Annotated in this window: 10 protein-coding genes, 1 other RNA gene and 1 pseudogene; 9 read left to right on the forward strand and 3 right to left on the reverse strand. The window is 51.1% G+C overall.

Annotated elements, in window-relative coordinates:
• Positions 1 to 38 precede the first annotated feature (38 nt).
• From C7387_RS11705 to C7387_RS11735, 7 genes are all read left to right on the forward strand, one after another.
• Positions 39 to 1,445, forward strand: coding sequence for a TolC family outer membrane protein (locus C7387_RS11705; RefSeq protein ID WP_006817444.1), 1,407 nt, complete (start codon positions 39 to 41; stop codon positions 1,443 to 1,445).
• Complete coding sequence (locus C7387_RS11710; protein ID WP_120816760.1) at positions 1,442 to 3,628, forward strand: type I secretion system permease/ATPase; 2,187 nt, start codon at positions 1,442 to 1,444, stop codon at positions 3,626 to 3,628. Before C7387_RS11705 ends, C7387_RS11710 begins: the two co-directional genes overlap by 4 nt.
• 7 nt (positions 3,629 to 3,635) lie before the next feature.
• A complete protein-coding gene (locus C7387_RS11715) occupies positions 3,636 to 4,799 on the forward strand; it encodes an HlyD family type I secretion periplasmic adaptor subunit (RefSeq protein ID WP_087943237.1) in 1,164 nt (387 codons plus the stop codon).
• 60 nt (positions 4,800 to 4,859) lie between these two features.
• Positions 4,860 to 5,223: a transfer-messenger RNA gene (gene ssrA / locus C7387_RS11720) on the forward strand.
• A gap of 182 nt (positions 5,224 to 5,405) precedes the next feature.
• Complete coding sequence (locus C7387_RS11725; protein WP_120816761.1) at positions 5,406 to 6,611, forward strand: integrase domain-containing protein; 1,206 nt, start codon at positions 5,406 to 5,408, stop codon at positions 6,609 to 6,611.
• Between the two features lie 13 nt (positions 6,612 to 6,624).
• Positions 6,625 to 8,253: a VPA1262 family N-terminal domain-containing protein gene (locus tag C7387_RS11730; RefSeq protein ID WP_120816762.1), complete on the forward strand. Its 1,629-nt coding sequence runs from the start codon at positions 6,625 to 6,627 to the stop codon at positions 8,251 to 8,253.
• Entirely contained in the window at positions 8,246 to 9,619 is a 1,374-nt protein-coding gene (locus tag C7387_RS11735; RefSeq protein WP_120816763.1) for a hypothetical protein, read from the forward strand. Before C7387_RS11730 ends, C7387_RS11735 begins: the two co-directional genes overlap by 8 nt.
• A gap of 204 nt (positions 9,620 to 9,823) precedes the next feature.
• Here the strand turns inward: C7387_RS11735 and C7387_RS11740 are convergent.
• Positions 9,824 to 10,054: pseudogene (locus tag C7387_RS11740) on the reverse strand (phage polarity suppression protein); the annotation flags it as partial.
• Positions 10,055 to 10,430: 376 nt separating this feature from the next.
• Between C7387_RS11740 and C7387_RS11750 the strand changes: the two are divergent.
• Positions 10,431 to 11,408 carry a glycosyltransferase family 2 protein gene (locus tag C7387_RS11750; protein ID WP_006817380.1) on the forward strand — a complete coding sequence of 326 codons (978 nt, stop codon included), beginning with the start codon at positions 10,431 to 10,433 and terminating at the stop codon, positions 11,406 to 11,408.
• Between the two features lie 69 nt (positions 11,409 to 11,477).
• Here the strand turns inward: C7387_RS11750 and C7387_RS11755 are convergent, their stop codons facing one another.
• Entirely contained in the window at positions 11,478 to 12,095 is a 618-nt protein-coding gene (locus tag C7387_RS11755) for a LysE family translocator (protein WP_040902898.1), read from the reverse strand.
• Positions 12,096 to 12,210: 115 nt separating this feature from the next.
• Between C7387_RS11755 and C7387_RS11760 the strand changes: the two genes are divergently transcribed.
• Positions 12,211 to 12,675, forward strand: a complete 465-nt coding sequence (locus C7387_RS11760) for an Lrp/AsnC family transcriptional regulator (protein ID WP_038255094.1) — start codon at positions 12,211 to 12,213, stop codon at positions 12,673 to 12,675.
• On the opposite strand, the gene C7387_RS11765 is transcribed toward C7387_RS11760, so the two are convergent.
• A complete protein-coding gene (locus C7387_RS11765) occupies positions 12,614 to 13,723 on the reverse strand; it encodes a GlxA family transcriptional regulator (RefSeq protein ID WP_038255096.1) in 1,110 nt (369 codons plus the stop codon). The genes C7387_RS11760 and C7387_RS11765 overlap by 62 nt on opposite strands.
• Positions 13,724 to 13,735: the final 12 nt, after the last annotated feature.

Consider the following 13,735-nt stretch of genomic DNA (forward strand, 5'->3'; position numbering starts at 1 on the left):
GGGCGTAAACGTCAGATTTGCTTTATTAGGGACAAAATATGGGAAAATTACAGCCCGTGGCCTGGTGGCTGGCGTGTTGCCTGTGTTCAGCCCAGGTCTACGCCGAAGACGCACCGCAGTTCATCACCACTCAGGGGCTCGCCGAAGAGCAGGAGCTCCCCGCACTGGACGGCAGCGCCTCGCTGAAACTGGCGGCCGCTGCGCCCGGCACGCTAACGCTCAACGACGCGGTCACCCGCGCCGTGATGTGGCATCCGACCATTCGTGAAGCCATCGGCAAACTCTGGTCGCAATCCGAGCAGGTCAACGTCGCCAAATCGAAGTACTACCCGCAGGTCAGCGCCGGAATGAACAACGGCTACTCCAATACCTACACCGACGGCGGCTTCAGCCCGTCGCTGGTACTCTCGCTCTCGCAAATGCTCTATGACTTCGGCAAGGTCGACAGCCAGGTGCGCGCACAGAGCGCGGGCGTCGCGCAGGAGCAGGCCAACGTGCTGGTGAGCATTGATAACGTCGGCCACGACACCGCCATAGCCATGGTGCAGGTGCAGACCTGGCAGCAGATGGTGGACATCGCCAAAGAGCAGCTCGAGGCGCTGAGCGCCATCGGCAAACTGACCCAGCAGCGTAATGACGAAGGAGCCACGTCGCTTTCGGACGTGGTGCAAACCGATGCGCGTATTGAATCCGCCCGCTCGCAGCTGATCCAGTATCAGTCGAGCCTCGACAGTGCCCAGGCCACGCTGATGAGCTGGCTCGGCTGGGATAACCTGAACGGCATCAGCAACGACTTCCCGGATAAATTCAACAAAAGCTGCGATATCGCCAAACCGGACGACCGGCTGGTGCCCGCGGTGCTGGCCTCCTGGGCGCAGGCAAACGTCGCCAAAGCCAACCTTGATTACGCCAACGCGCAGATGACGCCGACCATCTCGCTGGAGCCGCAGGTGCAGCACTATCTCAACGACAAATACCCGAGCCACGACGTGCTCGACCGCACCCAGTACTCCACCTGGGTAAAAGTGGAGATGCCGATTTACCAGGGCGGCGGCTTAACCGCCCGGCGCAACGCCGCCAGCCACGCGCTGGAGGCGGCGCAGTCCGGCATTCAGCGCACCCGCCTCGACGTGCGGCAGAAGCTGGCTGAAGCCCGCAGCCAGGCGCTGAGCCTGTATGGCGCCATGCAGGTGCTGCAGCGCCAGGAAACCCTCAGCGAACAGACCCGTGAGCTGTACCAGCAGCAGTACCTCGACCTCGGCTCCCGCCCGCTGCTCGACGTGCTGAACGCGGAACAGGAGGTGTACCAGGCCCGCTTCGCCCGCCAGCAGACCGAGAGCCAGCTGCGGCAACTGCAGATCAACTGCATGTACAACACCGGCCAGCTGCGCCGCGCCTTTGGTCTTGAGAATCGCAGCATTCAGTCAGTGGAGATCCAGCCATGACCCACGCCGCCCCGCCTGTAGAAGAGTTACTCACCGAACGCGCCCTCAGCAACTGGGCGCTGGCCATCAGCCATATTGCCGGGCACTATCGCGTTGCCTGCTCACCGGGAACCTTACAGGCCAACGCGCCGTGGTTTAAAGATAAAAGTATGGTCTCCGCGCTGACGCAGCTTGCGCGCCAGGCCGGACTGTCGTTTAAGTTACTCACCCCGTCGCAGGAGGCGATAGCCCACTGGCGTCTGCCGGTGATCGTCAGCCTCAACGACGGTAAACTGGCGGTGATCGAGCATTTTGACGGCGAGAACACCGTCGATATCAGCCTTATCGATGGCGATCGCCAGACTAACCGCGTGGCATACGACGAGCTGTTATCGGAGATCCGTTTTATCGCCGCCCTGCGTCCCCTCTCGGTGCTGAAGGACAGCCGCGTGGATGCCTACGTCACCCGCTTCAGCCCCGACTGGCTGAAAACGCTGGTGATGATGGACATACGCCCCTACGGCCCGGTGATGTTCGCCGCCCTGCTGGTGAACGTGCTGTCACTTTCCGGGATTATATTCTCGATGCAGGTCTATGACCGGGTGATCCCGGCGCAGTCTTACCCCACGCTGTACGTGCTGGCAACCGGGGTGCTGGTTGCCACCGTGTTCGGCTTTCTGCTCAAAATTGCCCGCAGCCATATCATGGACGTGCTTGGCAAACGCGCGGACATGCGCATCTCTGATCGGGTATTCAGCCACGCCCTGCGCCTGCGCAACAGCGCGGTGCCGCGCTCCACCGGCAGCTTTATTTCGCAATTGCGCGAGCTGGAGCAGGTGCGCGAGATGATCACCTCCTCCACCATCTCTACCATCGTCGATCTACCGTTCTTTTTCCTCTTCATCGTGGTGCTGGCGATCATCGCGCCGCCGCTGGCGTGGATAGCCCCCGTGGCCGCCATTCTGATGGTGCTGCCGGGGCTGATGCTGCAAAAACGCCTGGCGATGCTGGCCAACCAGGCGGCACATGAATCTACCCTGCGCAACGCGGTGCTGGTGGAGAGCGTGCAGGGCCTGGAGGACATCAAGCTGATGCAGGCCGAGAACCGCTTTCTGCAGCAGTGGAACAGCTATATTCGCATCACCGCCGAATCCGGCCTGCGCACCCGCGAGCTGACCCAGGGGCTTATCAGCTGGGGAATGACCATTCAGAGCCTGGTCTACACGGCGGTTATCCTTTTCGGCGCGCCGATGGTGATCGAGGGCGAACTGACCACCGGTTCGGTGGTGGCGGCCTCGATGCTGGCCTCAAGGATGATTGCTCCGATGGCGAACCTCTGCGGCGTGCTGGCCCGCTGGCAGCAGGTGAAAGCGGCGAAACAGGGGCTCGACAGCATTATGCAGCTCCCGACCGAGACCCAGCGCGACGAACGGATGGTGCATCAGGAAATTTTCCACGGCCACTACGTGATTGAGAACGCGCAGTTCCGCTACCACAGCGAAGATCAGCGCGTCCCGCTGCGGATCGCGCGTCTTGAAATTCACCCCGGCGAGCGCATCGCCCTGCTCGGGCGCAACGGCGCGGGTAAATCGACCCTGCTGCAGGCGCTGGCGGGCGGCGTGGATGTGATAAGCGGCGACGTGCGCCTCGACAACCTCAGCATGGAGCAGATAGACGCGGCGGATTTACGCCGCAACATCGGCCTGCTCAGCCAGAACGCCCGGCTCTTTTTCGGCACCCTACGTGAGAACCTGACCCTCGGCGCGCCGCACGCCACCGACGACGCCATTTTCGAAGTGCTGGAAATCAGCGGCGGCGGCGATTTCGTCAAACGGCTGGCGAAGGGGCTCGACCATCCGATTATGGAGGGCGGTGCCGGGCTTTCCGGCGGCCAGCGTCAGTCGATTCTGCTGGCGCGGATGCTGCTGCGCTCGCCAAATATCGTCCTGCTCGACGAACCCACCGCCTCACTCGATGACCACACCGAACGCGATTTTATTCAACGCCTGCACCAGTGGCTGGGTAACCGGACGCTGATTGTCGCCACCCACCGGGTGCCGGTGCTGGATCTGGTGGAACGCATCGTGGTGCTGAAAGAGGGACAACTGGTGATGGACGCGCCGAAAGCACAGGCGCTGAACAACGGCCGCACGGCGGCGCAGGCCAACGCACGGGAGTGGAAAAATGAAAACCAGTCCGCATGATGCCGCGATGGAAGACCCGGACATCCGCCGGGAGAGCGAATACTCCGGCGCCAGCCGCATTATTATGCTGAGCGGCCTGATGTTTTTGATTTTCTTCGTCTGGGCGTGGTTTGGCACCCTGGATGAGGTCTCTACCGGCACCGGCAAAGTGGTGCCCAGCTCGCGCGAACAGGTGCTGCAATCGCTTGACGGCGGTATCGTGGCCGAGCTGAAAGTGCGCGAAGGCGACATCGTGCAGGCGGGAGAAATCGTCGCCCGCCTCGACCCGACGCGTTCTGAATCAAACGTGGGCGAAAGCGCCGCGCGCTATCGCGCCTCGCTCGCCTCCAGCGCCCGCCTCTCCGCCGAGGTGAACGATGCTCCGCTGGTCTTCCCGCCGTCGCTGAAGGCGTGGCCGGACTTAGTGGCCTCTGAGACACGGCTGTATAAAACCCGCCGCGCCCAGCTCGCCGACTCCGAGTCTGAACTGCGCGACGCGCTGGTGTCGGTCAACAAAGAGCTCGCCATCACCCAGCGTCTTGAGAAAAGCGGTGCCGCAAGCCACGTGGAGGTGCTGCGCCTGCAGCGCCAGAAAAGCGATTTAGGCCTCAAAATTACCGACCTGCGTTCGCAGTATTACGTACAGGCTCGCGAGGAGCTGTCAAAGGCCAACGCGGAGGTCGACATGCTCTCTGCGGTGCTGAAAGGGCGTGAAGATTCGGTGACCCGCCTGACGGTACGCTCGCCGATGCGCGGGATCGTGAAGAACATCCAGGTCACCACCATCGGCGGCGTTATTCCGCCAAACGGCGAGATGATGGAGATTGTGCCCATCGACGACCGGCTGCTGATTGAGGCGCGCCTCTCGCCGCGCGATATCGCCTTCATCCACCCCGGACAGCGGGCGCTGGTGAAGATAACCGCCTATGACTACTCGATTTACGGCGGACTGGAGGGCGAAGTAGAGACCATCTCGCCGGACACCATTCAGGACAAAGTGAAGCCCGAAGTGGTGTACTACCGGGTGTTCATTCGTACCCATCAGGATTTCTTGCTGAACAAGGCCGGGCGCAAGTTTTCCATCGTGCCGGGGATGATTGCCACCGTTGATATCAAGACCGGCGAAAAAACCGTCGCCGAGTACCTGATTAAACCGTTCAACCGCGCAAAAGAAGCGCTACGTGAGCGTTAAGTGAGCAGAACCAGGCTGGTATTGCTCATGACAATTCTGTTATACTCGGCATAACACATTGGGGCTGATTCTGGATTCGACGGGATTTGCGAAACCCAAGGTGCATGCCGAGGGGCGGTTGGCCTCGTAAAAAGCCGCAAAAAAATAGTCGCAAACGACGAAAACTACGCTTTAGCAGCTTAATAACCTGCTCTGAGCCCTCTCTCCCTAGCTTCCGCTCTTAAGACGGGGATCAAAGAGAGGTCAAACCCAAAAGAGATCGCGTGGATGCCCTGCCTGGGGTTGAAGCGTTAAAACTAATCAGGCTAGTTTGGTAGTGGCGTGTCTGTCCGCAGGTGCCAGGCGAATGTAAAGACTGACTAAGCATGTAGTACCGAGGATGTAGGAATTTCGGACGCGGGTTCAACTCCCGCCAGCTCCACCAAAATTCTTGGTTGATGGTCACCAGAGCCTGATACGAAGTCCTGAAAGCCCGCACGGCGCAAGCCCTGCGGGCTTTTTTGTGCCTGTTTCTTCTCAAAAATCAAAAGGATATGTGGTAGAAATTTGACCACAGTTTACAATGTGGGTAATCGAAAGTGTTCTCGTTCTGGAAAGACTCCGGATATGGCTCGCATCATACATCCCCTCACTAACAACGAAATCCTTAAAGCCAAACCTCGAGAAAAAGATTTCACCCTTCATGATGGTGACAGCCTGTTTTTACTCGTCAAAACCTCTGGTAAAAAACTCAGGCGCTTCCGCTATCAACGTCCGGTCAGTGGTAGCCGAACCAATTTGAGTCTTGGCTCATGCCCTGCCCCAACACTGGCTGCAGCTCGTCAGATACGCGACCAGCACTTAACCACGCTCACGCAAGGTATAGATCCACAACAGCAACAGGAGCAGGCGTCAGAACAACGCCAGATTGAGTTAGACAGCATTTTCTCAACAGTAGCTGCTAGCTGGTTCCAGATTAAAAGCAGAAGTGTCACAGAAGATTATGCAAAAGACATCTGGCGTTCATTAGATAAAGATGTTCTTCCAACTATCGGTGCAATACCTGTTCAGGAACTCAAAGCTAGAACGATAGTGGAAGCACTGGAGCCAATCAAAGCGCGTGGAGCACTTGAAACCGTTCGTCGCCTAGTACAGCGCATTAACGAGATAATGATTTATGCCGTAAACACTGGTCTGATTGATACCAACCCTGCATCAGGTATTGGTATGGCATTTGAGAAACCCAAAAAGCAAAACATGCCAACACTACGACCAGAAGAGTTACCGAAACTCATGCGTTCTTTGATAATGTCGAATCTCTCTGTTTCGACTCGCTGTCTAATTGAATGGCAACTCCTGACTCTCGTGCGCCCCTCTGAGGCTTCTGGCGCTCGATGGGTAGAGATCGATCTCGATGCCAAACTTTGGACGATCCCGGCCGAACGGATGAAGGCAAAGCGTGAACACATCGTACCTTTATCTCCTCAAGCATTAGATATTCTAGAAGTGATGAAGCCAATCAGCGCTCATCGTAAACATATTTTCCCAAGCAGGAATAATCCAAAGCAAGCGATGAATAGTCAAACTGCGAACTCTGCTTTAAAACGGATCGGTTATGGCGGAAAGCTTGTTGCACATGGATTACGTTCTATCGCAAGTACTGCTATGGACGAAGCGGGATTTAATGCAGATATTATTGAAGCTGCGTTAGCTCATAGTGATAAAAATGAAGTCAGGCGAGCTTACAACCGTTCAACTTATTTACTTCAACGAGTGGAGTTAATGGACTGGTGGGGAGTACGCATTAATAAATACGGCACCAACACTTTTTAATGGAACTATGACAATGACAGATAGAATTAATGAGGTAGAATTACTTCTTAAAAACGGAGCTTTAGGATTCTATAATACTGTAGAAATCACGGAAGTATTCTCTTTAAACCCTGAGAAGAAACCGTGCAATATTCTTACAATTATGGTTGCTGAAGACTTTCAAGACCCCGCTTACAATAAAGTTACTTACTTAACTACGGATTTAATTAGTGTAAAAAAATTAAAACAATGGAGATTCGGCGTAAAAAGATATTGCATTAGTATTTCTGAACTAATGGCGAAGTTATCATCTTTGGACGCCAATATGAGATGGGGTCAAGAACAAGTTGAGATCAACAACCTACAACCACTAGACAAATATTTTATTTCTCCAGACTCATATGAGAGCGTTCCAATTAATAGTATATTAAAAAACAATTACTACAACGGCTCTTATGTATTTGAATGGTTTGACTTCAATAAAGAAAATCATCAGGATTTACTTTCTTCACCATTAGCACTAAAAGAATTATCCGAAGAACTAAGAAAAGTAATACCAATCTCAATAGAAAGCGTCTCTGACAGAGTGGGAAATTTTTTATTGCAAATCCCCACTAGAATTTTAATGTCTAATTTCGGATTGGAAAAAAAACATGATGGCTACAATTTAAACTGTGAGATCGATTGGCACAGAAATGCTCAAAAAAGAGATCTAATTATTAATTGCCATTTAAGCGAGAGTGATAATCTTTGTGAAGGATATTTCACTAAGATACTAAAAAGTGGAGATCTAAGTCTTTCTCTTCCAATACCCAATAAAAGATCCCATATTGGTACAATCTGGGATCCAGAAAACAACCTAATATTAGCAAGAACTAGACCTTCAGCTTTTATATCCCCAACTGCAAAGATCATAACCACTACTTCAATCATTAAGGAAAGGTTGTTAACAAATGGTAGTAAATCAAAAAAAGTTAGCATATTAGAATCAGATAAAAATAAATCTAACCACTCAAAACAACCGCTCCTTAATTGGATTGAGAAAAGGATATACGATAGTAGTAGTATTGCATTGAAGAAAAGTAGAAATTTTGTTCAGTACAATCCCAAAGGGATTAATAAATCAGAATCTAAAATGAATGCAATGGATGATTTGATATATTTAATAAATATGCATGGACATGATGCAGTATGGTTATGGGATCCATATTTAAGCTTTCAAGATTTATTTGATACCTTGCTTCAGAATAAGCACTCTGGCTCAATGATGAAAGCGATTAGTTCATTAGAATCACCACCTAACGCTCAAAATAGCACTGCAACCACCAAATCCCAATCAAAAGATTCACTCACGATAAATAAATACAAAGATAGTTTTAATCAGTTACCGACAGAAACCCTTCAAACAATTAACTTGGAATTTAGATGTAGAACAGGAAGTAATGGTTGGGATTTCCACGACCGTTTTATTATTTTCCCTGCATCTGATTATGACTCAACTACTTTAGCATGGTCATTAGGAACATCTGTTAACTCTTATGGAACTAGTCATCATATTTTACAAAAAGTTCAAGATGCTCAACTTATAGCGAATGCATTTTTGAATTTATGGGATGATTTAGAAAACTCAGAATGCTTAGTTTGGAGAAATATCAATGAGTAACAATGCTAAAACACCTCTATATGAGGCCATTATTAAAACACTCAATACAATAGAGTTAAACAAAGAATTGCCGACCAATCAAGATTATAAAAACCTCATCGAAGAATCCATTCTAAGCTCCGTATCCCCCTCTGAAAAATCGATTATTTTTTCAGATATCATTAATACATCAGAATTAATTTTTACATTACAAGAAATCCTTTTGAATAAGACATCTTGGTCATCATACTTAATATTAATTAGCCACATCATTCCTCCGGAAGACATTATTAACAAACTATTTAAAAACATTACCATTCCAGAAGAACTACTAGACCAATGCTGCCAAGACATCATAAACTATATACCACATGAAATTTCAGACCATTATCAAAAAAGATATGGCACCGATCTTTTAGATATTAGCCAAATTATTAACGATGATTCAATAGAGCATATCGGTCGTCAATTAGCTTATCACAATGATTTATTGCCCGATATTATCCCCAGCGAAATAAAAACCTCTGTTCGCATATTGTCTGCATTTAATACCATTGCTTTGTCGCAACTTTTATCCAACTCAATAAACACAATAAAAATTTACTATCTATCATCTTGCATTCATCAAGAAAGTATCATTAGCTTAATGAAACTATTAGATTCACTGTATGTATCAAGAGTCCTATTATTTTATTGCATCAATTCCATATCCAACCCTAGAAAGAATACATCATTGAACAATGATGATTTTATAGTGGAGTTATTTGAGCTCATATATGCTAATAATGATCTTAATTATTGGGTGACCTATGTCAATACTTATCCATGTAGATTCCCAAATATACAATCAGCACTAGGTAAAGCATTAGCAATAATCAATGAACCGGTGGCGTTGGATTTTTATATTGACTCAATAAAACTTCACTGCAATGACCTAGAGTATACAAGAGTCAACTCTAGAGAGTGTGTGCGAGATTGTCTTTCAAATTTCAAACTCCATTCATCCACACAAATTCAATTTTATTGCTGGGAAAAATCATTCAATACATGGGTAGATTGGAGTTTTAGCGAAGAAACCAGCGAGCACATATTTTCCATTTCATCATCGGAAATAGATTACCCTGTAATTCAATATTTCCTGAACGTTATGAAAAGTAATGAACTGCAGGATTACATAGATAAAAAACAAGAAATACTAACATCAATAGATAACATATGGCATGATTCGAAATCAACACTAATAAGCCATTATTATAGATGCGTATCCATGCTTCAGTTACCATATCATGCGCGTGAGGCTCTCAAGAGACCGAATCAAGAAATCGATCTATCAAAAAAATTCGAAGTTGTTCATTCGAAATATGAAAAACTGCTTTTAGGTATTTAATATATCAGCGCGCAATTCTTTCCCCGCCACGCCTGCCCGCTTTAGAGGTCGCTTTTAATGCAGGTGCATGAACCGGCTCAGACCGCGCCGGTACTGATGCTGCGGGGGATAAAAAATACGGGGATTTGAATGCAAAACCATGCACCTTATGGATGCATGGCTTTTTTCAGGAAAAATAGGGGGATTTTCGGTTTTTTTTGCGTGCTATCGTGCAGCCAGTTCTGCACGTCGGCGGGTGTAAATCACAGGTTCTGTGCCGGGGTGAATTTCTCGTGGCTATCATCCCGCGAGGCCGCGTCAGGCCGGAATCCAATGGCCGTTAAAATATCGCTGTCCTGCGCGGAATAATTAATTTTTTCACCTGCGCGACTGGGCTTCGCGCAGATAATCAACCGAGTGCAGCATGGCGCTCTGTTTTTCTGCGTGAATCTGCTCGCTACAGAGGCGACGTCAAAACGCCCCCCCGCCTCCCTCACACATCCCAGGCCAAAAATCATGTGCAAAGAGAAATTGAGACAATTCAGCCTCAGCTCACGGCTGAAAAACGGCTTAAAAAGTTCCTAAAAAACCCAGATAGCACAAAAAGCTTAAAAATCATTGCGTTAGTTGCGCCATGGTACAATCACATGCTGAAAAAAACCTTTGTCTCCCTGTCTCACCGCCCTGGAGTGTTCCGAAAAAACGGATTTTTCATAATTGACGTGAATGAATCGTACCTAAACATATGTAGAATTAGACAGAAAAAATTCGACAGTAAAATGTGCTTGGTGCATAATTAAAGTAGTGAAAATTTATTTTTGACGAGCAGCAAATGAAAGATATTTTTCTCAGCATCATTGTTCCGACATACAATAATGATAAATATATATACGACTCGCTGCTCCCGGCATTAAAGCAGTGCGATGAGAGCGTGGAAATTATCATTATTAATGACGGTTCGACTGACCACACTGATGATGAGATAAAAAGAGCATTAAATACCGAACATCGTGCTCATATTAAATACCTTAACCAGAAAACCAATATGGGGATTGCTCAGACCCGAAATATTGGTCTGGAGCAGGCCAGCGGCGAGTACATCTCGTTTCTTGATGGTGATGACCTGTGGTTTGATAACTTCATCGAGGTCGTGTACCCGATTCTGAAGAACGACAAGCCTGATCTGATTGACTTCGACTACATCAAGTTCCGCACCGAAGATACCAGCCTGCCGGTGAAAGCCTGCATCGACGAACTGCAGAAGTGCATCCACAAGAACGACCCGGCGGTGCTGCATGGCTGCTTCAAGCGTTCACACTGGCACGTCTGGAGCAGAATATTCAAAAAGGATATTTTAGGCGATCATAAATTCCCGTCGAAGGGCAGATATGAGGATATGTATTTTACGCCGTGGCTCTATTTCAAAGCTAAAAGTATTGTTTCCATTAAGCTACCTCTCTATTTGTACCGTCACAACCAGCACGGTATTACTCAGAACATCATTTTTGATGATATCAAAAATATGACTGACAGCCTTGAGTACACGATTAACGAATTCAACGTTTACGATAACAATAAAGAAAAACAGCAGCTGTTAAAACTGGTTATTCTGAACTGTTTCGTGGAAATAAAAAGTATTCACAAAAAAATCCACGGTTTTTATAATTACGATCAGCGCACCTGTGATCTGATCAAGAAAGCCTCGAATTTTATTACCGATATGGACATGAAGCCGCGCCTGCGCTTTCACGCCAGACACCCTGAGCTGATGAAAACCACCTCAAAAGTGTTTCATACATTTAAGAAGTAGCTTTTCTCTCCTGCCAGAAAAACCTGCCGCAATGCCGGAAGCAACAGCCACCGGCATCTGTCATCCTTGTTACTGTGCCACCATCTGCCCGTACAGCAGCATTCCGGCAATCAATATCATCATCGCTCCCGAAACCCGGCTCACCATTCGCGCCGCCTGCGGGCGGGTGGAAAGCACCGCACGGGAGCTGTAGCCCACCAGCAGATAAATAATGGTGCAGGTGAACAGGTGCATAATCCCCAGCACTGACATCTGCATCGCCACTGGCCAGCTACCGTGCGGATCGGTGAACTGCGGCAGCAGCGCCAGAAACAGCAAAAACACTTTCGGATTCAGGCCACTGATACACAATCCCTTTATCGCCAGCCGCTGGCGGTTGGCAGGAGCCGTTTCCCCGGCGGTCAACGCGGGGGGATCCCGCAAAATACCGATGCCCAGCCACAGCAGATACAGCGCGCCCAGCAGGGTGATCGCCGACAGCGCCAGCGGATGACCGGCAATCAGCACCCCCACCCCCGCCACCACAATTACCGTCGCCAGCAAATGCCCGGACATCAACCCGGCCACCGCTGGCACAATCCCCCGCCCCTGGATCCCGGTGCTGATGGCATACGCCCAGTCGGCCCCCGGCGTCATGATGAGCAAGAATGAAACCAGCCAGAACCCTGCAACAAAACTCATCTCCACGCGCACTTCCTTCCCAACGGTGATATTTATCGGCAAAGAAAGAATATCGTTATTGCAACGCAATGAGCTTTCAATATCATGCCAGTAAGCGTTACAAATTGAGAGGATCTTCTAAATGGACAGCATTGATCGAAAAATTCTTGCTGAGCTGCAGTCTGACGGTCGGCTGTCGGTCACCGAGCTGGCGGAACGGGTGAATTTAAGCCTCTCCCCCTGTCACCGCCGCCTGCGCGCGCTGGAGGAGAGCGGCGTTATCACCGGTTATCGTGCGAACCTGGATCCGGGGAAAATGGGTTTTAACTTTGTCGCCCTGGTGTTTGCCACCCTGCGCGAGGGCGATCGCAAGGCGGTCAGCGCCTTTGAAGAGGCGGTGGAGGAGATCCCGCAGATTGTCCACGCCCAGCGTCTGTTCGGCGATCCCGATTACCTGATGCACGTGGTCACCCGCGATCTGCCGGCGTTCCAGAAACTCTACGACCAGCAGCTCTCCGCCATGCCCGGCGTGCAGCACCTGCGCTCTACGCTGGTGATGAAGACGGTGGTGCAGGACAGACCGTTTCCGCTCGACACCCTTCGCTGACCGGTTCTCGCGAAGCGCGATAATCTCCCGGCGTACACTGGTACTGCTGGCGAAAGGCGCGAATAAAGTGCGCGCAATCGCTGAAGCCGGTACGCAGCGCAATCTCGGTGACGCTCTCCGCCGAGTTCTTCAACAGCCAGCGGCCATACTTCAGCCGCGCAGCGCGAATAAACTCGCCGGGCGTCTGGTCGAACTCCTGGCGGAACAACCTTGTCAGCTGCCGCGCGCTGATGTTCACCTGGCCTGCCAGCCACTCGGTGCTGACCGGGCGCACCAGCGACTGCTCGATAAGAAACACCGCTCGGCGCAGGCGTCCATCCGCCACCCGGGTGAAGCCGAGCGCGCGTGAAACGGACACCGGCGCGGCGTCGATGCGGTTCGGCACCGCCATCTGGTGAATCGCCTTGGTGGCGCGATCCGGCCCGCAGTGGCGGCGGATAAGCTCGCTCGCCAGACCAATGGTGGAGATCCCGCCCGGACAGGTCAGCACGCCCCGGTCGTCAATAAAATCGCTCCCCGTTTCGGCATACACGCCCGGGAAGCGCGCGCGGAAATCAGCAATATGGAACGGATGCAGCGACGCCCGCCTTCCCGCCATCAGCCCCTCTTCCGCCAGCACAAAGCTGCCGGTACACACCCCGGCCACCGGCACGCCCGCGGCGTACGCCCCGCGCAGATATTCACGGCCTGGCGGGCTGCCAGCATGCAGGCTACGCAGCAGCCCGCCGATGACCACCACGTAGTCGAAGGTTTCCGGCGGCAGAAAGCCGCAGTCGGGCTGAATAGTGATGCCGGAACTCGACGCCACGCGAAGCCCGGGATCGTGGCTCATGATGGTCCACGAGCAGCGCACCTGCTGGCTGTTGTCGCCCATATCCGCCGCGTGGCGCAGCGCATCCAGCAGCCCGGCAAGCGACATCAGGGGAAATTCAGGCCACAGCAGGATCCCCACGTTCAGTTCCGGCGCACCGCCGTTCGGCCAGCCGTCGGGCAAATTATCTATCTCATCAATAAACTGCCAGGAAATATCGCGCGGCGGTTTCGTCATTGAGCATGCCTC

Source organism: Yokenella regensburgei, from assembly GCF_003634235.1.
Taxonomy (GTDB): Bacteria; Pseudomonadota; Gammaproteobacteria; order Enterobacterales; family Enterobacteriaceae; genus Yokenella; species Yokenella regensburgei.

Excerpts from the sequence above, each read along its gene's own strand:
- C7387_RS11710 (WP_120816760.1), top strand. The coding sequence starts at position 1,442 with ATGACCCACGCCGCCCCGCCTGTAGAAGAGTTACTCACCGAACGCGCC.
- C7387_RS11735 (WP_120816763.1), top strand. The coding sequence starts at position 8,246 with ATGAGTAACAATGCTAAAACACCTCTATATGAGGCCATTATTAAAACA.
- C7387_RS11725 (WP_120816761.1), top strand. The coding sequence starts at position 5,406 with ATGGCTCGCATCATACATCCCCTCACTAACAACGAAATCCTTAAAGCC.
- C7387_RS11750 (WP_006817380.1), top strand. The coding sequence starts at position 10,431 with ATGAAAGATATTTTTCTCAGCATCATTGTTCCGACATACAATAATGAT.
- C7387_RS11730 (WP_120816762.1), top strand. The coding sequence starts at position 6,625 with ATGACAGATAGAATTAATGAGGTAGAATTACTTCTTAAAAACGGAGCT.
- C7387_RS11765 (WP_038255096.1), bottom strand. The coding sequence starts at position 13,723 with ATGACGAAACCGCCGCGCGATATTTCCTGGCAGTTTATTGATGAGATA.
- C7387_RS11705 (WP_006817444.1), top strand. The coding sequence starts at position 39 with ATGGGAAAATTACAGCCCGTGGCCTGGTGGCTGGCGTGTTGCCTGTGT.
- C7387_RS11760 (WP_038255094.1), top strand. The coding sequence starts at position 12,211 with ATGGACAGCATTGATCGAAAAATTCTTGCTGAGCTGCAGTCTGACGGT.
- C7387_RS11715 (WP_087943237.1), top strand. The coding sequence starts at position 3,636 with ATGGAAGACCCGGACATCCGCCGGGAGAGCGAATACTCCGGCGCCAGC.